This window comes from Phycicoccus sp. Root563 (assembly GCF_001427915.1).
GTDB lineage: Bacteria > Actinomycetota > Actinomycetes > Actinomycetales > Dermatophilaceae > Pedococcus.
Genome location: NZ_LMGM01000001.1, coordinates 2,818,690 through 2,842,189, shown reverse-complemented (window position 1 = coordinate 2,842,189; position 23,500 = coordinate 2,818,690). Strand labels below are relative to the sequence as shown.

The window sequence follows — 23,500 nt, the reverse complement described above, 5'->3', positions numbered from 1 at the left end:
CCACCGAGCCTCCCGCCGGGCCCGGGACGAGCTCAGGCCATGGTGTCGAGGATGGCGCTGATGTCGTCCTCGGAGGTCTTGGGGTTGACGATCGCGAACCGCGTCAGCGTCTCCCCGTCGTGCGACGTGGGCACCACGAACGCGAACTGCTCCTCGAGCAGGCGGTCCGACCATCGCTGGTAGTCCGACGGCGTCCAGCCGATCCGGCGGAACACCACGACCGACAGGTCGGGCTCGCGCAGGACCTCGACGTAGTCACGGCGACCGATCTCCTCCGCGGCGAACCGGGTCACCGCCAGGGTCCGCTCGACGGCCTCGGTGTAGGCCTTGGTGCCGTGCGTGGCGAGGCTGAACCAGAACGGCAGCCCACGGGCGCGACGGGTGAGGCCGACCGAGTAGTCGGTCGGGTTCCAGTCGGCGGCCTCGGTGAGGACGTCGAGGTAGGACGCGTGCTGGGTGTGCGCGGCCCGGGCCAGGGCGGGCTCGCGGTAGAGCAGGGCGCAGCAGTCGAAAGGGGCGAAGAGCCACTTGTGGGGGTCGACGATGAACGAGTCCGCGTGCTCGATCCCCTCGTAGAGGTGGCGCACCGAGGGCGCGGCGAGGCCGGCGCCGCCGTACGCACCGTCGACGTGGAACCAGATCCCGAACTCCCGACAGACCGCGGCGACGGACTCGAGGTCGTCGACGATCCCGAAGTTGGTCGTGCCCGACGTGGCGACCACGGCGAAGAACGTCTCGGGCCCGTGCTCGAGGAGCACCTCGCGCAGCGCCGGCCCGGTGAGCCGGCCCATGTCGTCGACCTCCACCCCGACGAACTCGGCATCCATCACGTCGCACGCCGACTGGATCGAGGAGTGCGCGCCGTGCGTCGCCGCGACGCGCCACGGCCTGGAGCCATCGCCACGGCGTCCCTGCTGGGTGGCCTCCATCCGGGCGGTGTGACGGGCCGCCACCAGCGCGGAGAGGTTGCCGATCGTGCCGCCGGGCACGAACACGCCGCCGGCGCTGTCGGGGAGGCCGACGAGGTCGGCGATCCAGCGCAGCGCCTGGTTCTCGGCGTACACGGCGCCGGCTCCCTCGAGCCAGGAGCCGCCGTAGATCGACGAGGCCCCGACGACGAGGTCGAACATGGCCGAGGCCTCGGTGGGCGCGCACGGGATGAAGGACAGGTAGCGCGGGTGGTCGGTGGAGATGCACGCCGGGGCGAGGTCCTCCTCGAACAGCTTGAGCGCGGCGAGGCCGCCGATGCCGTCCGGGGTGATCGTCATCCCGGCGGCCGCGTCGAGCTCGGCGAGCGTCCGTGGCCCGTCGAGGGGGACCGGGTCGAGCTTCAACCGGTCGGCGGAGTAGGCGAGGATCGCATCGCCGAGGATCTCTAGCTGCTGGTCGCTGTAGCCGTGCACGCGGCGAGTCTAGGGCCGGGCGGACCCCAGCAGCTCGGCCCTCAGGCCGACCGCGTCGTCGACGACCGCGTGCGGGCCGGTGGCCTCCAGCTCCGAGCGCATCCCAGCACCCCAGGTGACCGCGAGCGCCCCCATGCCGGCCGCCCTCGCCGCCTCGACGTCCACGGTGGCGTCACCGATGTACACGCAGTCGGAGGGGGCCGCGCCGAGGCGCTGCGCGGCATACAGCAGGGGCGCCGGGTCGGGCTTGTGCAGCGGGGTGGCCTCCTGGCCGGCGAGCACATCGATCTTCTCGGCGAGACCCACGGCACGCAGGCCGAGCTCGACGGTCTCGGCCTTCTTCGAGGACACCACCCCGGTGCGGGCCCCGGCGGCGTGGAGGTCGTCGAGCAGCTCGGGGATGCCGTCGACGGTCTGGATCAGCTCGTCGTGGTTGGCGAGGTTCCAGGTGCGGTAGACGTCGGTGAGCTCGGCCCCGCGACCCGGGTAGCGCTCCTCGAGCACCGGCTGGAGCGGGCGCCCGATCCACGAGCGCACCTCGTCGTCGTGCGCGGACTCACCGAGCACGGACGTCAGGGCGTGGCGGTAGGAGGCGACGATGAGCGGGATGGTGTCGGCCAGGGTGCCGTCGAAGTCGAACAGCACGACGGGCCAGCGCAGCGAGGTCACCCGGACAGCCTAGGCAGGCCGCGACGGCGCGGTTCGCGCGGTGCGACTCCCGCGGTGCAGCTCGAGCCGTGGGGTCGAGCAGTCGGCTCAGCAGTCGGTGTCGAGCATGTCCTCCACCGCGGCCTTCTCGGCGCTGTCCACGTCGAGGTCCCAGTAGTACTTCACGTTGATCCACTCGCGGACGTACTCGCACTTCCACGTCGCGCTCGTCGGCTGCCACTCGGCCGGGTCGCGGTCACCCTTGCTGCGGTTGCTCGAGGCGGACACCGCGATGAGCTGGGGTCGGACGAGGTCGTTGGCGAAGTTCTTGCGATCCGTCGACGTCCACCCGCTCGCGCCCGAACCCCACGCCTCGGCCAACGGCACGACGTGGTCGATGTCGAACGTCGAGGCATCGGTCGTCTTCACGCCGTCGTAGACGCTGGTCCAGGAACCACTGGTCGCCTTGCACGCCGAGTCGGTCACCACCCCGGAGCCGTCGCGCTTGAGGACGGTCTCGCGGGTGTCGCAGGTCCCGCTGATGGTGATCCAGTGCGTGAAGAGCGTGCGGTCGCACCCCGCGTTGTCCTCGGGCGCCACGGTCAGGGTGGCGAGCTGGTCACGGGAGTCAGCGACGGTCGGGGCCGGCGGCGGGAGGGCGGAGGCGGCGGAGGCCGCGACGGGGAGCGCGGCGAGGGCGAGGGTGGCCGCGGCGGCAGCGCGCAGGAGGGAGGAGGGGGAGGTCATGACCAGCGAGACTGACCCGAACCCGTTGCGCCGTGGGCAACTCCGCGGCCAACACGCGGTCCGGATTCGGTGCGGGTTCGGCAAGGCCCGGGTCAACTGTGCCGGTGTGCGACGGCAGGGATACGTTTCTGGGTATGCCGCCCGCAGCCCTTCCCGAGCTCGTCCACCCCTCGTGGGCGAAGGCTCTCGAGCCGGTGGCCGGCACCGTGGCCTCGATGGGCGAGTTCCTCCGGGCCGAGGTGGCTGCGGGACGCGGGTACCTGCCGCCCGGGGACCGCGTGCTCAGGGCGTTCGAGCAGCCGCTGGACGCCGTCCGCGTGCTCATCGTGGGGCAGGACCCCTACCCGACCCCCGGTCACGCCGTGGGGCTGTCGTTCTCGGTGGCCGCGGACGTCCAGCCGGTGCCCCGGAGCCTGGCCAACATCTACCAGGAGCTCGGCACCGACCTCGGCCTGCCGCGACCCAGCACCGGTGACCTGTCGCCGTGGGCCGACCGCGGCGTGCTGCTGCTCAACCGCGTGCTGACCGTCCACCCCGGCAAGCCGGCGAGCCACCGCGGCAAGGGCTGGGAGACCGTGACGGCGCAGGCCATCTCGGCCCTCGTCGACCGCGGTGGCCCCCTCGTCGCGATCCTCTGGGGTCGCGACGCCCGCAACCTCGTGCCGCACCTCGGGGACGTCCCGTCCGTCGAGAGCGCGCACCCCTCACCCCTGTCGGCCCACTCGGGGTTCTTCGGCTCGCGCCCGTTCAGCCGCGCCAACGAGCTCCTGGCCCAGCAGGGCGCCGACCCGATCGACTGGAGCCTGCCGTGACCGACCCGACCGCCGAGCACACCACCGACGCGGCCACCGAGCTGCCCGGCAACGAGACCCACCTGCCCGAGAGCGGCGGCAAGGTCTGGCACCGCTACGTGGCAATCGGCGACTCGTTCACCGAGGGCATGTCCGACGCCGACCCCTCCCGCGACAACAGCTACGTGGGCTGGGCCGACCGGCTCGCCGAGCACCTCGCCGGGATCGCGCACCGGTCGGGTGGGGAGTTCGCCTACGCCAACCTCGCCGTGCGCGGCCGGCTCCTCGCCGACGTCATCGGACCCCAGCTGGAGGCCGCGCTCGGGCTGCAGCCCGACCTGGTCTCCATGGTGGGTGGCGGCAACGACATCCTGCGCCCGAAGGCCGACCTCGACGCGATCGCCGACCGGCTGGAGACCGCGGTGGTGCGCCTGCGCGCCGCCGGGAGCGACGTCCTGCTCGCGACCCCGACCGACCCGTCCGGCGCTCCCCTGCTCCGCCACCTGCGCGGCCGGCACGCGATCCACTCGGCCAACATCTTCAGCATCGCCCAGCAGCACGGCTGCTACGTCATCAACCAGTGGGGGATGGACGCGCTCAAGGACTTCCGGTTGTGGGCCGACGACCGGATCCACATGACCACCGAGGGCCACCGCCGCGTCGCGCTCAACGCCCTGTCCGCGCTCGGCCACGACACCGACCGCGCCGACTGGAGCACTCCGCTGCCCCCGCTCCCGCCGGTGGGCCGCCGGGAGGCGACGGCCGCCAACGCCGCCTGGGCCAGGACGCACCTCGCCCCCTGGGTCCAGCGCCGGCTGCGCGGCGAGTCCTCCGGCGACACCGTGACCGCGAAGCGATCCGAGCTCACCCCGGTCGAGCCGACCCAGCGCCATACCTGACCTCCCGCCCGCGCCCCCCGTCTGCCCCCGCTCCGCCACCCCCCACCCCCCGTCTGCAGCAACCTCTGCTAGCAGACGTTGCTGCCGAGGGGGTAGGTGGCAACCTGCCCGCAGGGCAGGAACGTCTGCTGGGTCAGGGGCGCTCACTGCTGGGTCAGGGGCGCTCACTGCTGGGTCAGGGGCGCTCACCTCGGCGATGCAGGTAGTAGGACGTCCTACTACTACCCTTGCCCCATGCCTGCGACCCGTCTGATGCCCTCCGAGGAGGGCCAGGACCTCATCGACCTGACCCGCGAGATCTGCGCCAAGGAGCTCGCGCCCGTCGTCGACGAGGCCGAGCGGGCGGCCGCCACGACCCCGCAGCTCCCCCTCGAGGCGTTCCGGGTGCTGGGGCGGGCGGGCCTGCTCTCGCTGCCCTACCCCGAGGAGTTCGGCGGCGCCTCGCAGCCGTATGAGGTGTACCTGCAGGTCGTGGAGGAGATCGCCTCGGTCTGGATGAGCGTCGCCGTCGGCGTCTCGGTGCACGGCCTCACCTGCTACCCCGTGGCGACCTTCGGCAGCGACGAGCAGAAGGAGCGCCTGCTGCCCGACATGCTGTCCGGCGACCAGCTCGGGGCGTACTGCCTCTCCGAGCGCAGCGCCGGCTCCGACGTCGCCGCCATGACGACCAGGGCCGTCGCGGACGACGAGACCGACCCGACGTCCTACCGGCTCAAGGGCACCAAGGCGTGGATCTCGCACGCCGGCCACGCCGACTTCTACACGTCGTTCGTCCGCACCTCCGACGACGGCGGTCGCGGGCTGTCCTGCTTCGTCGTCCCCGGCGATGCCGCGGGGATCGCGTTCGGCACCCCCGAGAAGAAGATGGGCCTCCACTGCGACACCGTCAGCGAGGTGCACTTCGAGGGGGTCGACGTCGCGGCCGACCGCCTGGTCGGCGAACGCGGTCAGGGCATGGCCATCGCGCTCTCCGCCCTTGACTCCGGTCGGCTCGGGATCGCAGCTGCCGCAACAGGACTCGCGCAGGCCGCCCTCGACAGAGCCGTCGACTACGCCAAGGACCGCCAGCAGTTCGGGCGCCCCATCGGCGACAACCAGGGCCTCGCGTTCCTGCTCGCCGACATGGAGGCGGCGGTCACCTCGGCGCGCGCCTCCTACCTCCACGCGGCCCGCCTCCGCGACGCCGGACGGCCGTTCAGCAAGGAGGCGGCGGTCGCCAAGCTCATCTGCACCGACAACGCCATGCGTGTCACGACCGACGCCGTGCAGGTGCTCGGTGGTGCCGGGTACACCCAGGACTTCCCGCTCGAGCGCTACATGCGCGAGGCCAAGGTGACCCAGATCTTCGAGGGCACCAACCAGATCCAGCGGCTCGTCATCAGCCGCCAGCTGCTCCGCGGCTGATCCCGCCCCATACCGACCTCCCCACCGAAAGGCCGAAAACCCTTGCAGATCAACGACTCCACCGTCGCCCTCGTCACCGGCGGCGCCTCCGGTCTGGGCGGCGCGACCGTCCGCCGCCTGCACGCCGAGGGTGCAGCCGTCGTCATCGTCGACCTCCCCTCCTCACCCGGCCAGGCCCTCGCCGAAGAGCTGGGTGACATGGCCGTGTTCGTCCCGGCGGACGTGCGCGACGAAGCCCAGGTCCAGGCCGCCATCGACGCCGCCGCCGAGCTCGGGACCCTTCGGATCGTCGTCAACTGCGCCGGTGTCGCCACCCCCGGTCGCGTTGTCGGCAAGCGCGGCCCGCTCGGCCTCGAGGACTTCGCGAACGTCGTCAACATCAACCTCATCGGCACCTTCAACGTCCTGCGCCTGTCCGCCGCCGCGATGCTCGCGAACGAGCCGCAGGACGGCGACCGCGGCGTGGTCGTCATGACGGCGTCCATCGCCGCCTACGACGGCCAGATCGGCCAGGCCGCGTATGCCGCGAGCAAGGGTGGGGTCGTCGGCCTCACCCTGAGCGCCGCCCGCGACCTCGCGGACAAGGCCATCCGCGTCGTCACCGTCGCTCCGGGGACCTTCGAGACGCCGATGCTCGCCGGCCTGCCCGGCGAGGTGAAGGAGCTCCTGGAGAAGCAGGTGCCGCACCCGTCCCGTCTCGGCAAGCCCGAGGAGTACGCCAACCTCGTCGCCCACATCGTCGACAACTCGATGCTCAACGGCGAGGTCATCCGGCTCGACGGCGCCCTGCGGATGCCCCCGCGCTGACCGGTTCACACCCGGCGCGCGAGCGCCAGACGCTGACGCTCCCCCGCCGAGTGCCTGCACTCAGCGGGGCAGCGCGCGTTCCTCGGTGATGCTGTTGCCGCCGTCGACGACGAGCACCTGGCCGGTCGTGTACCCGGCGCCGGGGCTCACGAGGTAGGCGATCGCCGCGGCGACCTCGTCCGCGGTCCCCGAGCGCCCGCCCGGCGTGACCAGCCCCTCGGCGGCCTCGTCGTCGGTCTGGGAGCCCGTGGCGATCCAACCCGGGGCGACCGCGTTGACGGTGACGCCGTGCACGGCCTCGTCCACGGCGAGCGCCCTGGTGAGGCCGACCAGCCCGGCCTTGGCCGCGGCATACGCGACCTCACCGCGCATGCCCATGACGGCACCGGTGACGCTCGCGACCATCACCACCCGCCCCGAGCCGCTGACCCGCAGGTGCGGCAGGGCCGCCCGGGTCACGAGGAACGCGGTGTCGAGGTTGCGGCGCAGCGACTCCGACCAGCGGTCGGGCGTCGTCGCGGTGAGGTCTCCCTCGAGGTAGTCGGGCTGGCTGGTGGACACCATGCCTGCGTTGTTGACGAGGACGTCGAGCCGGCCACCCCACTCCGCCGCCGCGTCGACGAGGTCGGCGACGACCTCGGGATCGGTGAGGTCGCCCACGAGGCCGAGCGCCTCGAGCCCCGAGTCCTCCAGCTCCCGGGCCCGGTCCTCGACCCGGTTCGTCGTCGCCGCGAGGACGACGCCCGCGCCCAGCGCACCGAGGTGGCGGGCCGTCGCGAACCCGATCCCGTTGGGGCTCCCCGCCCCGGTGACGAGGGCCGTGCGTCCGGACAGGTCGAGGGACGGAGGAAGCACCATGCCGGCAGTCTGCCGCACGGGGCCCCGTCGACGCCGGGCCCACCGGCCCGTCAGGGCATGAATCGACCCGGCCAACTCATACTTGGCCGGGTCAGCACCTGTCTAACAGCGCCGGCCGCACCGGCAGGTCACCGACACGCGACGGTCATGTGAACAGTGGCGGACCTCACGGGTGCGGCCGGACGCAGCCGTCCGACCGCACCCCTCGGACGAGGGTGTCAGACGGAAGGCGTCAGACGGAGGTGGCGAACGCGTTCTCGAGGATGTCGAGTCCCTCGGAGAGCAGGTCGTCGCCAGAGGACAGCGGCGGCAGGAACCGGAAGACGTTGCCGAAGGTGCCACAGGTCAGGGTCACGAGGCCCTCGGCGTGGCAGGCCTTGTTGATCCGCCCGGTGAGGTCTGCGTCGGGGGTCTTCTTGTCCAGGTCGCTGACGAGCTCGACGGCGAGCATGGCGCCGCGGCCGCGGATGTCGCCGATGACGCCGTACTTGTCGGCGAGCGCCTCGAGACGGGGACGGAACATCGCCTCGACGGCCTTGGCCCGACCGCGCAGGTCCTCCTCCTTCATCGTCTCGATGGAGGCGAGGGCAGCCGCACAGGCGACGGGGTTGCCGCCGTACGTGCCACCGAGGCCACCGACGTGGATGGCGTCCATGACGTCCGCGCGCCCCGTCAGCGCCGCGAGCGGCATACCGCCGGCTATGCCCTTGGCGGTGGTGATGAGGTCGGGGACCACGTCCTCGTGCTCGGACGCGAACCAGTCACCGGTGCGGCAGAACCCGGTCTGCACCTCATCGGCGATGAAGAGGATGCCGTTCTCGGTGCACCAGTCGGAGACCTTCTTGACGAACCCGGGGGCGGGCACGATGAACCCGCCCTCGCCCTGGATCGGCTCGAGGATGACGGCGGCGGTGTTGTCCTCGCCGACCTGCGCGTGGACGTCGGCGACGAACGCCTCGAACGCCTCGTCGGCGCAGGCATCGGGGCCGGTAGGCCAGCGGTAGGGGTAGGCCATCTGCACCCGGTAGATCTCGCTCGCGAACGGCCCGAAGCGGTGCTTGTAGGGCATGTTCTTCGCGGTCAGGCCCATCGTGAGGTTGGTCCGGCCGTGGTACGCGTGGTCGAACGCGACGACCCCCTGCCGCCCGGTGAAGTGGCGGGCCACCTTGACGGCGTTCTCGACGGCCTCGGAGCCGGAGTTGAACAGCGCCGAACGCTTCTCGTGGGTGCCCGGGGTGAGCTCGGACAGCGCCTCCGCGACGAGGATGTACTCCTCGTAGGGGGTGACCATGAAGCAGGTGTGCGTGAAGTCGTTGATCTGTGCCGTCACCGCGTCGATGACGCGCTGGTTGCCGTTGCCCACCGTCGTCACGGCGATGCCCGAGCCGAAGTCGATGAGCTGGTTGCCGTCGACGTCGCGCAGGATGCCGCCGGCCGCCTGCTCGATGTAGACGGGGAGGCCGGTGCCGACCCCGGCGGAGACTGCAGCGGTCTTGCGCTGCTGGAGGGCCTGGGACTTCGGGCCGGGGATGCTGGTGGCGAGGACGCGCTTCTGCTCGAGCATGGGCCGAGCATACGACCGGCTCGCGGTCGCCGACAGCGCGGCCACCCGCCCCGTCGGGAAGGGGCCCAGCCGCCCCTATGCCGCGTGCCGGCCGGCGCTCGTGACCCCGGCGGCGCGCTGGGTCAGGACCGCCTCGAGAAGGTCGGGCCGGTTGGTGATCACCCCGTCGACGCCGCGGTCGAGCGCGGCGTCCATCGCTGCCGTTCCGTCGACCGTCCAGGTGAGGACCTGCAGCCCCCACCGGTGTGCCTGCGCGACGTAGTCCGCGTCGAAGGTGGCGTAGGCGGGGTTCACCTGGTCGACCCAGCGCGACAGGGCAGGGAGGTCCGCGACCGCAGGGGTGCCCAGCAACCCGACCGGGACCTCCGGCTGGAGCACGTGGTACCGGCGCAGGGAGGTCGCGTCGAAGGACTGCACGACCAGGCGCCTGGTCCGCAGGGCTGTCGTGAGGTACCCGGGGAACTGCTTCCACGTGCGCGTCACCTGCGCCTCGATCCCGGGGTAGAGCGAGGGTGACTTGAGCTCGATGAGGATGCCCGAGCGCGAGTAGCGGACCAGCTTGACCAGCTCGGCGAGGGTGGGGACCCGCTGCCCCGCATAGCGGGAGGACTTCCACGACCCGGCGTCCAGCGTCCTGATCTCGGCCAGGGTGAAGTCGGCGACCCGCCACGGCGACCTGGTCGGGTAGCGCTGCTCGACGTTGGTCGTCCTGGCCAGCGTGGTGTCGTGCATGAGGACCAGTCCGCCGTCCTTGGAGCGCTGGACGTCGCTCTCGACGAGGTCGGCACCCTGTCGCACCGCGAGGGCGAACGAGGCGAGGGTGTTCTCGGGCGCGACGGCGCTCGAACCCCGGTGGCCGACCGTCAGCGGCCGGGCGGCGCTGGCGGGGACCGCCCCAGCCGCCGTGGCTGTCGCCGCTCCTGCGGTCCCGGCACCCGCGCTCAGCGCGGCGGCCGCCACGAGGGTCGCGGCGCCTGCAGAGACCACGAGACGGAGGGAGCGCACGGCGACGACGGTAGCCCGCGGAAGTGCTGCGTATGCGGCGAATCGGGCAGTTCGGTCGAACGGCCCACGCGGGCGGGGACGGGCAGCACACCCGCTCCGGGTGACGCCGCGCCACACCGGCCCTAGGTTGGGCTGCATGGCAGCCAAGGCGACGTCCCCCGCGATCGAGCTGGAGGTCGGCGACCGGGACGTGCGCATCTCCAACCCCGACCGGGTGTACTTCCCGGAGCGCGGCGAGACCAAGCTCGACCTCGTCAAGTACTACCTGGCGGTGGGCGACGGCATCGTCAACGCCCTGCGGGAGCGGCCGTGCATGATGCACCGGTTCCCCGAGGGGGTGGCCGGCGAGAAGGTGCACCAGAAGCGGGTGCCGCACGGGGCCCCGCCGTGGCTGGAGACGGTGCGGGTGAAGTTCCCGCGGTACAACCGCACGGCCGACGAGCTGTGCGTCACCGAGCTGGCCCACGTGATCTGGGCGGTGCAGATGTCGACGGTCGAGTTCCACCCGTGGAACAGCCGCCGCGGGCACGTGGAGCGGCCCGACGAGTGGCGGATCGACCTCGACCCGGGACCGGAGTGCCCGTGGGACCGGGTTCAGCGGGTGACCCACGTCGTCCAGGAGGTGCTCGACGAGCTCGGGGCGGTGGGCTGGCCCAAGACGAGCGGGGGCTCGGGACTGCACGTGTACGTGCGGATCGACCCCCAGTGGGGGTTCAAGGACGTCCGCAGGGCCGCACTCGCCTTCGCCCGGGAGGTGGAGCGCCGCGCCCCTGAGGACGTGACGACGACCTGGTGGCGCAAGGACCGCGACCCGGCGGCGCTGTTCGTGGACTACAACCAGAACGCCCGCGACCACACCATCGCCAGCGCCTACTCCGTGCGCGGCAACCCCCGCGGCACGGTGTCCACCCCGATCCGCTGGGACGAGGTCGACGACGTCACGCCGGACGACTTCACCATCGCGACCGTTCCTGCCCGCTACGCCGAGCTCGGCGACCTGCACGCCGGGATCGACGACGCGGTCTTCGGGATCGACCAGCTCGTGGAGTGGGCCGAGCGGGACGAACGAGATGGCGCCCAGGACCCGCCCGAGACCGCAGACGCGGACTGAAACACTCGCCATACCCGCACTTGCGGTCCTAGAGTGGCCCGTATGCCGCAGCTACGGATCAAGGACGCCGCCACCTTCCTCGGGGTGAGCGACGACACCGTCCGGCGCTGGGTCGACAGCGGCGCGCTCGCCTCCGAGGCCGACGACGCCGGGCGCAAGGTGGTGGACGGCTACCAGGTCGCCCTCCTCGCCCGCGACCAGGCCCACACCGCCACCGATCCCTCGACCGTCGGGCGGTCCGCCCGCAACCGCTTCGTCGGACTGGTCACCGACATCAAGACCGACCCGGTGATGGCGCAGGTGGAGCTGCAGTGCGGCCCGTTCCGCGTCGTCTCCCTCATGAGCAGCGAGGCCGTCCGCGACCTCGGCCTCGAGCTCGGGTCGGTCGCCATCGCCGTCGTGAAGTCCACCACCGTCATCGTCGAGACCCCGCAGGGAGCATCATGATCGGCCCCGCCCGCCTCGCCCTCCTCGCCACCGCCCTGACGCTCGCCCTCGGCACGGCCGCCTGCGGGAGCAGCTCGGGCGACGCCGCCGGCGGGTCCGGCTCCGCGGGAACGAGCTCGAGCTCGTCGTCCAGCGGGCTGTCGGGCGAGATCACCGTGTTCGCGGCAGCGTCCCTGAAGAAGACCTTCACCCAGATCGGCACCGACCTCGAGAAGGCGAACCCGGGCGCCACGGTGAAGTTCAGCTTCGCCGGCTCCTCCGACCTCGTCGCGCAGATCCAGCAGGGCGCCCCGGCGGACGCCTTCGCCTCGGCCGACACCAAGAACATGGACAAGGTGACCGCCGAGTCGCTCACCGCCGCAGCCCCCGTCGTCTTCGCCTCCAACACCCTCGAGATCGCCGTCCCGCCGGGCAACCCGGCGAAGATCGCCTCGTTCGCCGACCTCGCGAAGTCCGGGGTCAAGGTCGTCGTGTGCGCACCGGCCGTCCCGTGCGGCTCGGCCGCCGCCAAGGTCGAGGCGTCGGCCGGTGTCGACCTCACGCCCGTGAGCGAGGAGCAGTCCGTCACCGACGTGCTCGGCAAGGTCACCGCCGGTGAGGCCGACGCGGGCCTCGTCTACGTCACCGACGTCAAGGGGGCGGGCGACACGGTCCAGGGGATCACCTTCCCCGAGTCGTCGGCCGCCGTGAACTCCTACCCGATCGCGGCCCTCAAGGCCTCGAAGAACACCGCGCTGGCCGATGCCTTCGTCAAGGCCGTCACCGGAGCCGGTGGTCAGCAGGTCCTCGCCGACGCCGGGTTCGCCAAGGCACCGTGACCCGCTTCCGACGTCCAGGCCGCCCAGCACCCCGACTGGGACTGCCCGGCTGGGTGTTCGTCCCGGCCGCCGTGGGCGCCCTCTTCGTCGTGCTGCCCCTGCTGGCGATGCTCACCCGCGTGGACTGGACCCAGTTCCCCGAGCTCGTGACGTCGGAGTCGTCCCGGGCGGCGCTGCTCCTCAGTCTGCGGACCTCTGCTGCCAGCACGTTGCTGTGCGTCGTGTTCGGCGTACCGATGGCGGTCGTGCTGGCGCGCACCGAGTTCCGTGGGCAGTCGGTGCTGCGGTCGCTCGTGCTGCTGCCGTTGGTGCTGCCGCCGGTGGTGGGAGGCATCGCCCTGCTCTACACGTTCGGCCGCCGGGGTCTGCTCGGCAACACCATCGAGGTCCTCGGCCTGCAGATCGCCTTCTCCACGACGGCCGTCGTCCTCGCCCAGACCTTCGTGGCGCTGCCCTTCCTCGTCGTGAGCCTGGAGGGGGCCTTGCGAACAGGAGGGCAGCGCTACGAGGAGGTCGCCGCCACGCTGGGTGCCCGGCCGACGACGGTGTTCCTCCGCGTCACGCTGCCGCTGGTCCTCCCCGGCCTCGCCTCCGGGGCGGTCCTCGCGTTCGCCCGCGCCCTCGGGGAGTTCGGCGCGACCATCACGTTCGCGGGCAGCCTGCAGGGCGTGACGCGCACGCTCCCGCTCGAGATCTACCTCCAGCGGGAGACCGACCCCCAGGCGGCGGTGGCGCTCTCGCTGGTGCTCGTCGTCGTGGCCACCGTCGTCATCACCGTGACGCGTCGATCCCGGACCGCCCTGTGACGCTCGAAGCGACCCTGCGCATCCCCGGACGCGATGTCGACCTCCACCTCCACGTCGAGCAGGGACGCACTCTCGCGCTGCTGGGGGCCAACGGAGCCGGCAAGTCCACCGCGCTCTCCTCCATCGCCGGCCTCCTCCACCCCGACAGCGGGGAGATCCGACTGGGCGACCGGATCCTGTTCTCCTCCAACGGATCCGGCACCTGGGTGCCCCCGCACGCCCGCGGCGTGGCCCTGCTGGCCCAAGAGGCACGGCTCTTCCCCCACCTGGACGTGACCGACAACGTCGCCTTCGGTCCGCGCAGTGCCGGTATGCCGCGTGGCGAGGCGCGAGAGCGGGCCGCCCACTGGCTGTGGGAGGTCGACGCGTCGGAGCTCGCCCGGCGGCGCCCGGCGGAGCTGTCCGGCGGCCAGGCGCAACGGGTGGCGATCGCCCGGGCCCTGGCCACGGAGCCCGAGCTCCTCCTGCTCGACGAACCCCTCTCGGCCCTGGACGTCGAGGCCGCCCCCGCGATCCGCCAGCTGCTGCGGCGGGTGCTGCGCGACCGCACGACCGTGGTGGTGACGCACGACATCCTCGACGCGGTGCTGCTGGCCGACGACGTGGCCGTGCTCGAGTCAGGTCGGGTCGTCGAGCAGGGACCGACGACGCGGGTGCTCTCGCGCCCCACCAGCGCGTTCGCCGCCCGGATCGCCGGACTCAACCTCGTGCGCGGGACCAGCGCCGGCACCGAGACCACGCCCGCCGTCAGCACCCCCGAGGGCCTGCGGGTCGAGGGTCTGGCCGAGGAGTCGCTCGTGGCCGGGGAGCCGGCCGTCGCCGTCTTCAGCCCGAGCTCGGTCGGGGTGTACCGCGAGGCTCCGCACGGCAGCCCGCGCAACACGGTGCGCGCCACGGTGACCGACCTCGAACCCCACGGCCACCAGGTGCGGGTCCACACGGCCCACGTCTCCGCGGACGTCACGCCGGCCGCGGTCGCCGAGCTCGACCTGGCCGTCGGTGCCGAGGTCGTCCTCACCGTGAAGGCGAGCGAGGTCGCCGTCTACGCCGCCTGAGCGAGCCGCGCGCCGACCGCCCCTGACGTCCCCCATGATCGTGGGATGGACGTGACGCGTGGGCGCCGATGCCCCCGGTGGGTGCCGGCGCTGGTGCTCCTGGCCACGGTGGGCCAGCTCGCGCTGGCGACCTTCGCGACCGGGCTGGCGCAGTTCGAGGGCAAGGCGTTCGGCGCGCGCCTGGTCGCCTACCCCGTGCTCATGCTGCTCGTGCCCCTGGCGTGGTGGGCGACCCACCGCCGAGGAGACACGCCGACGCCGTGGGGCGCTTTCGCCCTCGTCATGGCACCGTTCCTCATCGACGTCAGCGGCAACACGCTCGATCTCTACGACTCGGTCGACTGGTGGGACGACGCGAACCACTTCGTCAACTGGTCCCTGCTCTGCGGCGGCTTGGGACTCCTTGTCCTGCAACGGATCGCCGAAACCTGGGTGCGCACGCTGCTGGTGACCGGACTGGGCGCGGTGCTCGCCATCGCGTGGGAGGTGGCCGAGTGGTGGACCTTCATCCGGCACGGCACCGAGCTGGGCACCGCCTACACGGACACGCTCGGCGACGAGGTCCTGGGGACTGCGGGGGCCCTGGTGGCAGGCCTCCTGCTGTCGCGCCGTGCCGGGTCGGTCACCCCCGGCCCGGTCACCCCCGGACCGGGAGCTCCTGAAGGACCCAGCGGTTCCCGTCGGGGTCGCTGAAGTTCACGAAGCGCCCCCACGCGAGCTCCTCGACCGGGGTGCACTCGATCTCGCGCTCCACGAGGTACGCGTGAGCGTCGTCCGCGTTCGCGACGACGACCTGGATGTACTGCGCCTGACCCTCGGGGAGCATCCCGAGCCCCTTGCCGAAGCAGAAGGAGCATGCCGATCCCGGCGGCGTGACCTGGACGAAGCGCAGGTCCTCGTGGGGAGAGCCGTCCTGCTCGGCGACCCAGCCGACCCGGGCGTAGAAGTCCTTCGCGCGGTCGACGTCCGACACGGAGATGGGGATGAGCTCGATCTTGAAGTCCATGGTGCTGCCTCTCGTCCGGGAACCTGCGACAGCCCCAGCCTAGGAAGACAACAGGTCAGTTCCTGACCGCTTTCCCGAGGCGGAGGATGACGGTCACGCAGGCGCCGGGGCCCCACCGGGGCGGCTGGGGTTGCGCCGGTGCAGCTCGTCGATGATCGCCTGCTCGCGCGCCATCACCGCCAGGACCTCGTCGTCACCGACAGCCACCGGACCGGCGGCACGCAGGAGGTCCTCGAGGTGGGCCAGCTCCGAGAGGAGCTCGCGGACGCTCGGCTCGGTGGCCGCGTCGTCAGGCTCGCCCACGACCTCGTCCACACCCCCGCGCTGGGCGACGGGAACCGCCAGGGACAGGGGTTCGACCGGTCTCACCGACTCCAGGAAATCGGTCATCGGCGGCCTCCTTGCTCGCGACGAATGGAAGGCTCCGACTGCTTGAAGCCCCATGATCATGAGTCGGTTTGTCCGTACTTGTCAACGCGAACCGGTCAGGTCCGGCGTCAGCGGCGCCCGTAGCCGCGACGGACGGAACGAGCCACACGCACCGCCCTGCGGGCGACGCGGCGCCCCCAGGAGGCGCGCGACCTCGGCTCGGCCTTTTCCTTGGCCGGGGCGTCACGGCGCAGGCTGAGGTTCCCCTTGGTGGTGCGGTAGGCCGTGAGCCCCGCCGCGGCGACAGGTGGCGACATGGCCGACACCTCCGCGTCCCCGGCCTCGACCCTCCGCAGGGAGCGCCACCCCAGCACCTCGGTCTCCGTCCGGACATCGAGGACAGCCCGACCCCGGGTGCCGGCCAGTCGCAGCATCCGGTCGAGCGGCACGTGCGCGACCCCGGTGAAGACCAGCTCTCGCCGGCCACCGGCGCCTGCCTCCCCCGTCACGACCCCTCCCGGGACCGTGACCGCGAAGTCGTCGTCACCGTCGCGGCGCCCCACGACCAGCAGGACCGACGCACGCTGGACCTCGTCGGTGACGTCGAGGTCGAGGCTGGGATCGTCCAGGCTCTCCCTCGGCACCCAGCGCAGGCGCCCGCCCTCCTCCGCGAACTCCACCGGCTGGCCGTCTCGGTGGAGCAGCTCGACCCGCAGCCCGATCTCGACCTCCTCCTGACCCCAGCTCACCTGCTCTGCCACGGCACGGGTGGTGATCGCCTGCTCGGTCCGCGCCAGGGCCATGAGCGCCTCGGTGGCACCAGCCCGCAGCAGGTGGACCCGGACTCGGGCCGAGAAGTGCAGCTCCCGGTCGGCGTCGGGCGGGTACCGCTGGTCGACCAGGGCCCGGGCCGCCCACACCACCTCCGCTCTGTACTCCGGCGGGTACTCGAGCATCGGCGCCCGGGCGACGATGGGCAGCAGCTTCCGCTCGAGCCAGTGCGCCTTGATCCTGTCCCGGCGCGGGCCAGGCGGCACGTGCTCCTCCACGAGGTCGAGCACCCTGTTGAGCGCCACCTCGACGTACTCGTGCGGGTCCTTGAGGTCCAAGGACGCGTGCGCGGTCCCCTCGCGACGGGTCCAGTAGTAGAACGGGTGGTCGGCGTAGATCGAGATCCGTTCGGCCGCGAAGTAGGCAGCCATCGTGAACAGGTGGTCCTCCAGCCGGACCTTGCCCTCCGGGAAGCGAATACCGTTCTTGCGCAACATCTCTCGCCGGTAGAGCTTGTGCGGCGTGAGGAGCCGGACGATCGGCGAGTTCTCGAACGTCGCGTCCGGCTCGTTGCGCGTGAACATGAAGCGCCCGATGCTGCGCCCCACGCCCACCTCGCGGGCGACCACGACGTCACTGTGGTGCTGCCGAGCGAAGGCACAGGCCGTCGCCAGGCCGTCCCGACCGAGGAAGTCGTCGTGGTCGACGAACGTGACGTACTCGCCCGTGGCTAGCTCCAGACCTACGTTCCGGGGCGTGCCCGGCCAGCCCGAGTTGGGTATGTGGCGCACGACCCAGTTGGGCCGCTGCGCGGCCAGCACGTCCAGGACCTCCCCCGTGCCGTCGGTCGAACCGTCGTCCACGACCACGACCTCGAAGTGCTCCTGCGGCATGGACTGGCCGTCGAGCGAGCGCACGAGCTCATGGAGGGTTTCGCCGGTGTTGTACGCCGCCACGACCACGGTCACCGCGCACAGGTCCCCCGACGCGGGAGCTTGCGCAGGTGCGGAGCGAGGTGACAGGTCCGGACACATCATGACGAACGTACCGCCGTGGCGCTGAGAAATTCCTGACCGCATTTCCCACCCATCCGTTCGTGGATACGCTCCGAATGTGAGGTGGGTCACTCCAGTGACGGACGCCTTCGCCCGGGCTGAGGACCCGCCCAGCGCGGCAGCAACCAGCGAGTCGCGCCCAGCAAAGGAGACCCTCATGTCCGATGCCACACGGCGTACGTTCCTGGCTGCAGCCGGGACGGGCGCCGCTGCTGCCGCTGCGGCGGTCGCAGCAGCCCCGGGAGCCAGCGCGGCCCCCGCAACCGTCACTGCCGCGGGCTCCGCCGCGGCGCCCACCGGGCCCCGGCTCGTCGCGTACGTCGACGACCCCAGGTCCGGCCGGCTCACCGTCATGTACGGCGAGCACGAGGTCACCATCCAGGACGCCGACCTGGTCCGCCGCCTGACCCGAGCAGCAGGGAAGTGACCCATGTCCTCTCACCGTGAAGCCCCAGAGGTCTCGAAGGACCCGGTCGCCGACAACACCGACGTCTACGCCTTCGTCAGCCCGGACCGACCCGATTCGGTCACGCTGATCGCCAACTTCATCCCGTTCCAGAGCCCGCAGGGGGGTCCGAACTTCTACGAGTTCGGCGACGAGGTCCTCTACGAGATCCACGTGAGCAACCGGGGCGACGCCCGACCCGACGTGACCTACCAGTTCCGGTTCACCACCAAGGTGCGCAACAAGAACACCTTCCTCTACAACGTCGGCCCGATCGGCTCGATCACCGACCCCAACTGGAACCGCCCGCAGTACTACTCCGTCACCCGCGTCGCGCGTGGCGACCGACCGCGCCTGCTGGCCAGCAACCTCACCTGCCCACCGGTCAACATCGGCCCGCGCTCGACGCCGAACTACGCACGGTTCACCGACCAGGCCGTGCACCCGATCCAGGGTGGACGCAAGGTGTTCGCCGGGCAGCGCTCGGACGGCTTCCACGTCGACCTGGGCAGCATCTTCGACCTGGGCACCCTGCGCCCCTTCCAGATGGCGCACCTCATCCCGTCCGCGGCTGCGGCGGGAGTGAACGGCACCCAGGGACTCAACGTGCACAGCATCGCCATCCAGGTCCCCATCCGCGACCTGACCCGGTACCGCGACAAGCCCACGGACCCGATGGCGTCGCGGTCGGTCATCGGGGTGTGGGCCACTGCGAGCCGCCAGCGTTCGCGGGTGTGGGACGACGACGAGGGCAAGTACACCTGGCACGGTTCGTGGAACCAGGTGTCGCGTCTCGGCAACCCCCTGTTCAACGAGGTCATCACGCCGATGGCCAAGAAGGACACGTGGAACGCCAAGGCACCCAAGGACGACAAGGACTTCGCCCAGTACGTCGCGAAGCCCGAGCTCGCCGGGCTGCTGCCGGTGCTCTACCCGGGCGTCTTCCCGAACCTCGCGAAGTACACCAAGGACCGCGCGGACCTGCTCGCGATCCTGCTGACCGGCATCCCGAAGGGGGTGGTCCCCGGCTTCCAGAACTTCACCGGGACCACCCAGGCGGACATGCTGCGACTCAACGTCGCGATCCCGCCGACCAAGAACCCCAACCCGATCGGCCTGGTCGCGGGTGACGCTGCCGGCTTCCCGAACGGGCGACGGCTGGTCGACGACGTCGTGGCGATCGAGCTGCGGGCGGTGGCGGGTGCGACCATCCCGCTGGTCGACCCGAGTTACACCCCCGACGGTGCCGCGAGCGCCCTCACGGACGGGACGAGCAACACGAACCTGCCGTTCCTCGACTCGTTCCCGTACCTCGGCAACCCTGCCGGTGGCTACCAGACCAAGCCCGGCCAGCCGGCGGCCTGACCCACCTCCCCAGCCCTGCCCGGGCGACAGGCTCCTGTCGCCCGGGCAGGCTCCACCCCTGGAGTCCCCATGCAGAACCTCGAGAACCCGTATGCCGGCCAAGGCCCGGTCCTGCTCGACATCGGCGGTGACGTCGGCGCACTCGTCGTCGCCATGCCCGCCGAGGCCGAGGGACTCGAGGTCGAGATCCGGCCCGCCGGAACCACCGCCAGTGCGCACGGGGACCACAGCCACCCCCACGCTCACGACCACGCTCACGACCACGACCACGACCACGACCACGGTGCGGCCCACCACCCGCACGTCGGGGTGGTGGCTCGGCCCGGTGCGGACGGGCCGGCCCACACCCTCGTCTACCCCGAGGTGACACAGGGCACCTACGAGCTCGTCCCCATACCCGGCGACACGGTGGTGATGACCGCGGAGGTGACCGGCGGGGTCGTCACCTACACGTCGTGGCCCGAGCCCGCAGGGGACGCGTAGGGGGGACGGCGCGCGCAGGGTCCTGTTGAACCGCATCGTCGCAGGTCAGCGGGTCTGCGGGGCCTTGCGGGCACCGGTGACGAGGACTACCTTCGCAGGGAGTCAAGAAGCGGCCCGCCCACACCCAGGCAGGTCCGCTGACGGAGGCCGGATGTCGCTCGTACACAACCATGTCGCACTCCCCGCCCTCGCCTTCGACTACGACGTCGTGACGGCCCGCTGGACGTGGGACCCAGCCCTGCGGGAGCTGCACGGCCTGCGCTCCTCGGAGGAGCCCAGCACCGACCGCCTCCTCGCCCACATGCACAAGGACGACCGGGTCGTCATGATCAGCCGCTTCCAGCACCACCTCGAGCACGAGGGGCCGTACAGCTGCTCGTACCGGATGAAGGACGCGTCGGGGCACCAGCGGAGGCTGGTCTTCGTCGGTGAGAGCGAAGCGGTCGGCGGGGCGGTGACCCGGCTCAGCGGGTTCGTCGTCGACATCACGGAGCCGGCACGCCAGATCGGCCGCGATGCCGTCGCAGCCTCGACGACCCACCACTCCACGGTCGAGCAGGCCAAGGGGGCCCTGATGCTGGCCTACAACGTGGACGACGCGGGGGCCGCCGACCTGTTGCGCGCCCACGCGAGCCGCCACGAGGTGACGCCGCACGCCATCGCCACCGCGATCGTGGACCGGCTCAAGGACACCCGACGCGACACCGGCACGGGGAGCGCGCGGATGGCGGGCATCGTCGCGCACCTGGACGAGGTCCTGCACCCCTGAGGCTCAGGCGGTGTGGGCCCGGGCCTCGATCGGTCAGGTGTCGCGGGTGACGCTGTCGATGAAGGCCCGGAGGCGGCCCATCATGCGTTCCACGAGGTCCTCGACGGACAACGACTCCTGGAGGCGCGCGCCCGGGCCGGCACTGCGCAGGCCACGGACGTAGGCGGAGCAGGCGAGGTCGCTGCACAGGTAGGTGCCCACCGAGTTCCCCTGCTGCCCAGACCTGCCCGCCTTGCGCGCCGTCATCAGGGAGACCCCGTCGCCTGAGTGCGTGGTGAGGCAGACCGCGCACATGTTGCGTCGTCGCTGGCCCGCGGACGAGTCGGCGAGCCGCAGGGCGACACCGGTGGCCGACCCACCGACGGACGTCACGACATACGCTCGCTGCGGCGCGGCGGGGTCGCGCCAGCCCAGGAAGTCGAGGTCGTGCCACGGCTGGTCGGCCAGGTCCTTCGGCAGGACGAGGCGCTTGGCCTCGCCCTTCGTGGAGTTGACGAACGACGCCCTGATGTCGGTCTCGGTCAACGGCTGCATACTATGAAGTATAGGTCATACACTAGGACCCCTAGGTTTGGAGGGAACATGGCGCGAGCAGGGGTCACGGTCGAGCGGCTCACGGTTGCCGCTGCCGACCTCGCCGACGAGGTCGGGTTCGAGGGGATCACGCTGGCGGCCCTGGCCCGAGGCCTGGGCGTCAAGGACGCGAGCCTGTACGCCCACGTGCGCGGCCTGGCGCAGCTGCGGGCGCGCGTGACGGTCCTGGCGCTGGCGGAGCTGGCCGACCTCCTCGCCGACGCGGTGGCCGGGCGCTCCGGCAAGGACGCGCTGCTGGCGTTCGCCACGACCTACCGCCGGTACGCCCTCGACCACCCCGGTCGCTACACCGCCATGCAGCACGAGCTCGACCCCGCCATGGCATCGACCAGCGCCGGTCCGCGGCACGGCCAGCTCGTGCGGGCCGTGCTGCGCGGATACGGCCTGACCGACCCCGACGAGACCGACGCCGGACGGCTCGTGCTGTCCACGATCTACGGGTTCCTCGGCCTCGAGGCGATGGGCGGGTTCAGCCACCACCCACGGGACGTGGACACGTCGTTCGCCCGGGCGGTCGACGCGCTGGACCACGCGTTGCGGACGTGGCCCACGACCGGCACCACCCCTGCGCGATCCTGACCGGGGCCGTTCCGGCAGCGCACCCTCAGCGGTCGATCATCCGCTGCATGGCCTCGGGGTGGCGATCTCCCCGGACCCGCACGCTGGCGGACGCGTCGTCCAGCTCGGACAGGTCGTCGGCGCTCAGCTCGGTGCCCGTCGCTGCCAGGTTCTCGTCCAGTCGTCCCAGCCGGCAGACGCCGGGGATGGGGACGACCCACGGCTTCTGGGCGAGGAGCCAGGCCAGGGCGACCTGACCGACGCTGGCGCCCTTGGTGTTCACCTGCACACCAGGGGCATGAGGGCCTCCCTGCGAGGTCGGTTGATGGCTTGGTTCACACGTTCGAGTTGTCCTGTTGAAAGCCTGTTGTCCGGGAACTGTGATGTGGGGCGGTGCGTGGGAGGTAGCCGCATAGGCTCGTCTGATGCACAGCGACCGATCCACAGCCGTACGGGCCGACGCCAAGCCGGCCCGGGCGGATCGGGCCCTGATGTACAACCCAGGAGCGCGCAAGGTGACACGACCCGAAATCGAAGCGGTGGTGGCTCGCATCCGCGCCACCGCAGACCTGCTCGATCAAGCGGACGAACGCGCCGTGGTGTTCGATGTGGCCGATGAGATCTGCGTCATCGAGATGCACCTGCGGATGCTCTACAACGTCGACCACGACGGCTTCCCGATCCGTCAGTCCGACAACTAGGTCAGCGTCCCGGCAGGTCGTCTGCCACGGGTTATCCGTGGGCCAGGTTGTGCAGATGTACGTCGCTGTGCCGGTCGTGCCACCCAGGACGAGCACCTGACCCGCCGACGAGCTCGAGGCCCGCATCCTGTGGATCCTGCGCCGTTACCCAGCACCAGGCTGGGAGGAAGTTGACGTCGCTGCCACTACCCCTTCGCCGCGATGCCGCACTCATGAAGGCCGCGCTCGCTGAGGAGCCGGCCGCTCGCTGAGTGACACTAGGACGCCTAGCCGTGCGGGAACGATCGTCGGATCCGCGACATGGAGCATGGCCGCGGGCGTACTCTCGCGATCGTCGAGCAGGGTGCACCCCCAGTCGGACCCTTCTCGACAGGCGCCGGCCCCGTGTCCCCTGCCCGGGGTCGGCGCCGCCCTGTCGCTGGCAGCTGCAGCGGCGTACCGTCAGGGCTGGACCCCCTCAGGGGAACAGCAGACCTGGTGACGTTCCCGGGCTGCCGGACGAGGTCCGGGGCGACCGCCGGAGCAGTGGCGGTCGCCCGTATGTGACCGCGAGGTCGCCTCCCGGGGCATGCCCTACCCCGGCCGCCCGGTCCTCGAGCCGCTCCCCCAGTTCCGCGGCACCGCAACAGTGCGCCAGACACCGGAGCAGCGCGCCGCTCTGCTCGAGTTCGTCGCCCGCGGGCACCAGACAGGCCGCTCTCTGCGCGAGCTGGCCGAGCTCACCGATCGCACCCAGACCGCGATCCGCCGGGCCCTCGACGAAGCCGGCGTGCAGCGCCGCGGTCGCGGCGCTCCGGCGGCTTCCGCGGCCAGAAGCGTGAGGTGATTGGTGCAGGATCGGCCCCAAGCATGCGCCACGCCGTCGGGGTCAACCTGCTCCGATGCAGGTCAGAGACCGAAGGCCTGAGAGCCGGCGAAGGGACTCGAACCCTCAACCCCCTGTTTACAAGACAGGTGCGCTACCAATTGCGCCACGCCGGCATGCCCGCGCACCCGGGTGCGGTGGACCGCGACGATGCTA

General features: G+C 71.5%; 28 protein-coding genes and 1 tRNA gene. 17 read left to right on the top strand and 12 right to left on the bottom strand.

All coding sequences use genetic code 11. The features are described 5' to 3' along the window. Positions 1 to 32: 32 nt before the first annotated feature. The 3 genes from ASD62_RS13590 to ASD62_RS13580 all read right to left on the bottom strand — a co-directional run bounded on the left by ASD62_RS13590 (position 33) and on the right by ASD62_RS13580 (position 2,798). Positions 33 to 1,403: a pyridoxal-dependent decarboxylase gene (locus tag ASD62_RS13590; protein ID WP_056916418.1), complete on the bottom strand. Its 1,371-nt coding sequence runs from the start codon at positions 1,401 to 1,403 to the stop codon at positions 33 to 35. A gap of 9 nt (positions 1,404 to 1,412) precedes the next feature. Continuing rightward, positions 1,413 to 2,072 (bottom strand): HAD family hydrolase, encoded by a 660-nt coding sequence (locus tag ASD62_RS13585; protein WP_056916417.1) that lies wholly within the window; start codon positions 2,070 to 2,072, stop codon positions 1,413 to 1,415. Positions 2,073 to 2,159: 87 nt separating this feature from the next. Then, positions 2,160 to 2,798, bottom strand: coding sequence for an HNH endonuclease family protein (locus ASD62_RS13580; protein ID WP_056916416.1), 639 nt, complete (start codon positions 2,796 to 2,798; stop codon positions 2,160 to 2,162). A 134-nt stretch (positions 2,799 to 2,932) separates the two neighbouring features. Here ASD62_RS13580 and ASD62_RS13575 point away from each other — a divergent pair, with 134 nt between their 5' ends. From ASD62_RS13575 to ASD62_RS13560, 4 genes are all read left to right on the top strand, one after another. Continuing rightward, entirely contained in the window at positions 2,933 to 3,610 is a 678-nt protein-coding gene (locus tag ASD62_RS13575; RefSeq protein WP_056916415.1) for a uracil-DNA glycosylase, read from the top strand. Next, positions 3,607 to 4,488 (top strand): SGNH/GDSL hydrolase family protein, encoded by an 882-nt coding sequence (locus ASD62_RS13570; protein WP_082553291.1) that lies wholly within the window; start codon positions 3,607 to 3,609, stop codon positions 4,486 to 4,488. The genes ASD62_RS13575 and ASD62_RS13570 overlap by 4 nt, the downstream gene beginning before the upstream one ends. A 234-nt stretch (positions 4,489 to 4,722) precedes the next feature. Next, the gene (locus tag ASD62_RS13565; protein WP_056916414.1) at positions 4,723 to 5,892 is read left to right on the top strand and encodes an acyl-CoA dehydrogenase family protein; all 1,170 of its coding nucleotides are present in this window, start codon (positions 4,723 to 4,725) and stop codon (positions 5,890 to 5,892) included. Positions 5,893 to 5,934: 42 nt separating this feature from the next. After that, positions 5,935 to 6,699: a 3-hydroxyacyl-CoA dehydrogenase gene (locus ASD62_RS13560; protein WP_056916413.1), complete on the top strand. Its 765-nt coding sequence runs from the start codon at positions 5,935 to 5,937 to the stop codon at positions 6,697 to 6,699. Between the two features lie 60 nt (positions 6,700 to 6,759). Here the strand turns inward: ASD62_RS13560 and ASD62_RS13555 are convergent, their stop codons facing one another. The 3 genes from ASD62_RS13555 to ASD62_RS13545 all read right to left on the bottom strand — a co-directional run bounded on the left by ASD62_RS13555 (position 6,760) and on the right by ASD62_RS13545 (position 10,126). Next, entirely contained in the window at positions 6,760 to 7,557 is a 798-nt protein-coding gene (locus tag ASD62_RS13555) for an SDR family NAD(P)-dependent oxidoreductase (protein ID WP_056916412.1), read from the bottom strand. Between the two features lie 232 nt (positions 7,558 to 7,789). After that, positions 7,790 to 9,121: a 4-aminobutyrate--2-oxoglutarate transaminase gene (gene gabT / locus ASD62_RS13550; RefSeq protein WP_056917391.1), complete on the bottom strand. Its 1,332-nt coding sequence runs from the start codon at positions 9,119 to 9,121 to the stop codon at positions 7,790 to 7,792. Between the two features lie 75 nt (positions 9,122 to 9,196). Then, positions 9,197 to 10,126, bottom strand: coding sequence for a glycerophosphodiester phosphodiesterase family protein (locus ASD62_RS13545; protein WP_200956890.1), 930 nt, complete (start codon positions 10,124 to 10,126; stop codon positions 9,197 to 9,199). A 136-nt stretch (positions 10,127 to 10,262) separates the two neighbouring features. On the opposite strand from ASD62_RS13545, the gene ligD reads away from it, so the two are divergent. The 6 genes from ligD to ASD62_RS13515 are packed head-to-tail and all read left to right on the top strand — an operon-like array spanning position 10,263 to position 15,056. Next, the gene (ligD, locus tag ASD62_RS13540; RefSeq protein WP_056916411.1) at positions 10,263 to 11,237 is read left to right on the top strand and encodes a non-homologous end-joining DNA ligase; all 975 of its coding nucleotides are present in this window, start codon (positions 10,263 to 10,265) and stop codon (positions 11,235 to 11,237) included. Between the two features lie 42 nt (positions 11,238 to 11,279). Continuing rightward, positions 11,280 to 11,684: a molybdopterin-binding protein gene (locus ASD62_RS13535; protein ID WP_056916410.1), complete on the top strand. Its 405-nt coding sequence runs from the start codon at positions 11,280 to 11,282 to the stop codon at positions 11,682 to 11,684. Continuing rightward, the gene (modA, locus tag ASD62_RS13530) at positions 11,681 to 12,502 is read left to right on the top strand and encodes a molybdate ABC transporter substrate-binding protein (protein WP_056916409.1); all 822 of its coding nucleotides are present in this window, start codon (positions 11,681 to 11,683) and stop codon (positions 12,500 to 12,502) included. The genes ASD62_RS13535 and modA overlap by 4 nt, the downstream gene beginning before the upstream one ends. Next, positions 12,499 to 13,308, top strand: coding sequence for an ABC transporter permease (locus ASD62_RS13525; RefSeq protein ID WP_056916408.1), 810 nt, complete (start codon positions 12,499 to 12,501; stop codon positions 13,306 to 13,308). Before modA ends, ASD62_RS13525 begins: the two co-directional genes overlap by 4 nt. Then, a complete protein-coding gene (locus ASD62_RS13520; protein ID WP_056916407.1) occupies positions 13,305 to 14,363 on the top strand; it encodes a sulfate/molybdate ABC transporter ATP-binding protein in 1,059 nt (352 codons plus the stop codon). Before ASD62_RS13525 ends, ASD62_RS13520 begins: the two co-directional genes overlap by 4 nt. 45 nt (positions 14,364 to 14,408) lie before the next feature. Then, positions 14,409 to 15,056: a hypothetical protein gene (locus ASD62_RS13515; RefSeq protein WP_200956889.1), complete on the top strand. Its 648-nt coding sequence runs from the start codon at positions 14,409 to 14,411 to the stop codon at positions 15,054 to 15,056. On the opposite strand, the gene ASD62_RS13510 is transcribed toward ASD62_RS13515, so the two are convergent. The 3 genes from ASD62_RS13510 to ASD62_RS13500 all read right to left on the bottom strand — a co-directional run bounded on the left by ASD62_RS13510 (position 15,001) and on the right by ASD62_RS13500 (position 17,477). Continuing rightward, entirely contained in the window at positions 15,001 to 15,369 is a 369-nt protein-coding gene (locus ASD62_RS13510; RefSeq protein WP_056916406.1) for a VOC family protein, read from the bottom strand. The genes ASD62_RS13515 and ASD62_RS13510 overlap by 56 nt on opposite strands. Positions 15,370 to 15,462: 93 nt before the next feature. Further along, positions 15,463 to 15,759, bottom strand: a complete 297-nt coding sequence (locus tag ASD62_RS13505; protein WP_056916405.1) for a hypothetical protein — start codon at positions 15,757 to 15,759, stop codon at positions 15,463 to 15,465. A gap of 107 nt (positions 15,760 to 15,866) precedes the next feature. Next, the gene (locus ASD62_RS13500) at positions 15,867 to 17,477 is read right to left on the bottom strand and encodes a glycosyltransferase family A protein (protein ID WP_056916404.1); all 1,611 of its coding nucleotides are present in this window, start codon (positions 17,475 to 17,477) and stop codon (positions 15,867 to 15,869) included. 244 nt (positions 17,478 to 17,721) lie between these two features. On the opposite strand from ASD62_RS13500, the gene ASD62_RS20340 reads away from it, so the two are divergent. The 4 genes from ASD62_RS20340 to ASD62_RS13480 all read left to right on the top strand — a co-directional run bounded on the left by ASD62_RS20340 (position 17,722) and on the right by ASD62_RS13480 (position 20,626). Beyond that, positions 17,722 to 17,991, top strand: a complete 270-nt coding sequence (locus tag ASD62_RS20340; RefSeq protein WP_056916403.1) for a hypothetical protein — start codon at positions 17,722 to 17,724, stop codon at positions 17,989 to 17,991. Between the two features lie 3 nt (positions 17,992 to 17,994). Further along, positions 17,995 to 19,374 (top strand): DUF4331 domain-containing protein, encoded by a 1,380-nt coding sequence (locus ASD62_RS13490; RefSeq protein WP_056916402.1) that lies wholly within the window; start codon positions 17,995 to 17,997, stop codon positions 19,372 to 19,374. A 69-nt stretch (positions 19,375 to 19,443) separates the two neighbouring features. After that, positions 19,444 to 19,857: a hypothetical protein gene (locus ASD62_RS13485; protein ID WP_056916401.1), complete on the top strand. Its 414-nt coding sequence runs from the start codon at positions 19,444 to 19,446 to the stop codon at positions 19,855 to 19,857. Between the two features lie 151 nt (positions 19,858 to 20,008). Beyond that, a complete protein-coding gene (locus ASD62_RS13480; RefSeq protein WP_056916400.1) occupies positions 20,009 to 20,626 on the top strand; it encodes a PAS and ANTAR domain-containing protein in 618 nt (205 codons plus the stop codon). Between the two features lie 33 nt (positions 20,627 to 20,659). On the opposite strand, the gene ASD62_RS13475 is transcribed toward ASD62_RS13480, so the two are convergent. Next, a complete protein-coding gene (locus ASD62_RS13475) occupies positions 20,660 to 21,160 on the bottom strand; it encodes an FBP domain-containing protein (RefSeq protein WP_056916399.1) in 501 nt (166 codons plus the stop codon). A gap of 48 nt (positions 21,161 to 21,208) precedes the next feature. Between ASD62_RS13475 and ASD62_RS13470 the strand changes: the two genes are divergently transcribed. Next, positions 21,209 to 21,799, top strand: a complete 591-nt coding sequence (locus tag ASD62_RS13470; RefSeq protein ID WP_056916398.1) for a TetR/AcrR family transcriptional regulator — start codon at positions 21,209 to 21,211, stop codon at positions 21,797 to 21,799. A 25-nt stretch (positions 21,800 to 21,824) separates the two neighbouring features. Here ASD62_RS13470 and ASD62_RS20770 read toward each other — a convergent pair whose 3' ends face one another. Further along, positions 21,825 to 22,061 (bottom strand): aldo/keto reductase, encoded by a 237-nt coding sequence (locus ASD62_RS20770; RefSeq protein WP_235530702.1) that lies wholly within the window; start codon positions 22,059 to 22,061, stop codon positions 21,825 to 21,827. Positions 22,062 to 22,203: 142 nt separating this feature from the next. On the opposite strand from ASD62_RS20770, the gene ASD62_RS20765 reads away from it, so the two are divergent. Together ASD62_RS20765 and ASD62_RS13460 are read left to right on the top strand one after the other, a co-directional pair. After that, positions 22,204 to 22,479 carry a hypothetical protein gene (locus ASD62_RS20765; protein WP_235530701.1) on the top strand — a complete coding sequence of 92 codons (276 nt, stop codon included), beginning with the start codon at positions 22,204 to 22,206 and terminating at the stop codon, positions 22,477 to 22,479. A 568-nt stretch (positions 22,480 to 23,047) separates the two neighbouring features. Beyond that, complete coding sequence (locus tag ASD62_RS13460) at positions 23,048 to 23,305, top strand: helix-turn-helix domain-containing protein (RefSeq protein ID WP_056916396.1); 258 nt, start codon at positions 23,048 to 23,050, stop codon at positions 23,303 to 23,305. Between the two features lie 82 nt (positions 23,306 to 23,387). Here ASD62_RS13460 and ASD62_RS13455 read toward each other — a convergent pair. Beyond that, a tRNA-Thr gene (locus ASD62_RS13455) sits at positions 23,388 to 23,460 on the bottom strand. Positions 23,461 to 23,500: the final 40 nt, after the last annotated feature.

Excerpts from the sequence above, each read along its gene's own strand:
- ASD62_RS20765 (WP_235530701.1), top strand. The coding sequence starts at position 22,204 with ATGCACAGCGACCGATCCACAGCCGTACGGGCCGACGCCAAGCCGGCC.
- ASD62_RS13575 (WP_056916415.1), top strand. The coding sequence starts at position 2,933 with ATGCCGCCCGCAGCCCTTCCCGAGCTCGTCCACCCCTCGTGGGCGAAG.
- ASD62_RS13505 (WP_056916405.1), bottom strand. The coding sequence starts at position 15,759 with ATGACCGATTTCCTGGAGTCGGTGAGACCGGTCGAACCCCTGTCCCTG.
- gabT (WP_056917391.1), bottom strand. The coding sequence starts at position 9,121 with ATGCTCGAGCAGAAGCGCGTCCTCGCCACCAGCATCCCCGGCCCGAAG.
- ASD62_RS20340 (WP_056916403.1), top strand. The coding sequence starts at position 17,722 with ATGTCCGATGCCACACGGCGTACGTTCCTGGCTGCAGCCGGGACGGGC.
- ASD62_RS13565 (WP_056916414.1), top strand. The coding sequence starts at position 4,723 with ATGCCTGCGACCCGTCTGATGCCCTCCGAGGAGGGCCAGGACCTCATC.
- ASD62_RS13475 (WP_056916399.1), bottom strand. The coding sequence starts at position 21,160 with ATGCAGCCGTTGACCGAGACCGACATCAGGGCGTCGTTCGTCAACTCC.
- ligD (WP_056916411.1), top strand. The coding sequence starts at position 10,263 with ATGGCAGCCAAGGCGACGTCCCCCGCGATCGAGCTGGAGGTCGGCGAC.
- ASD62_RS13485 (WP_056916401.1), top strand. The coding sequence starts at position 19,444 with ATGCAGAACCTCGAGAACCCGTATGCCGGCCAAGGCCCGGTCCTGCTC.
- ASD62_RS13555 (WP_056916412.1), bottom strand. The coding sequence starts at position 7,557 with ATGGTGCTTCCTCCGTCCCTCGACCTGTCCGGACGCACGGCCCTCGTC.
- ASD62_RS13460 (WP_056916396.1), top strand. The coding sequence starts at position 23,048 with ATGCCCTACCCCGGCCGCCCGGTCCTCGAGCCGCTCCCCCAGTTCCGC.
- ASD62_RS13480 (WP_056916400.1), top strand. The coding sequence starts at position 20,009 with ATGTCGCTCGTACACAACCATGTCGCACTCCCCGCCCTCGCCTTCGAC.
- ASD62_RS13515 (WP_200956889.1), top strand. The coding sequence starts at position 14,409 with ATGGACGTGACGCGTGGGCGCCGATGCCCCCGGTGGGTGCCGGCGCTG.
- ASD62_RS13580 (WP_056916416.1), bottom strand. The coding sequence starts at position 2,798 with ATGACCTCCCCCTCCTCCCTCCTGCGCGCTGCCGCCGCGGCCACCCTC.
- ASD62_RS13510 (WP_056916406.1), bottom strand. The coding sequence starts at position 15,369 with ATGGACTTCAAGATCGAGCTCATCCCCATCTCCGTGTCGGACGTCGAC.
- ASD62_RS13490 (WP_056916402.1), top strand. The coding sequence starts at position 17,995 with ATGTCCTCTCACCGTGAAGCCCCAGAGGTCTCGAAGGACCCGGTCGCC.
- ASD62_RS13470 (WP_056916398.1), top strand. The coding sequence starts at position 21,209 with ATGGCGCGAGCAGGGGTCACGGTCGAGCGGCTCACGGTTGCCGCTGCC.
- modA (WP_056916409.1), top strand. The coding sequence starts at position 11,681 with ATGATCGGCCCCGCCCGCCTCGCCCTCCTCGCCACCGCCCTGACGCTC.
- ASD62_RS13535 (WP_056916410.1), top strand. The coding sequence starts at position 11,280 with ATGCCGCAGCTACGGATCAAGGACGCCGCCACCTTCCTCGGGGTGAGC.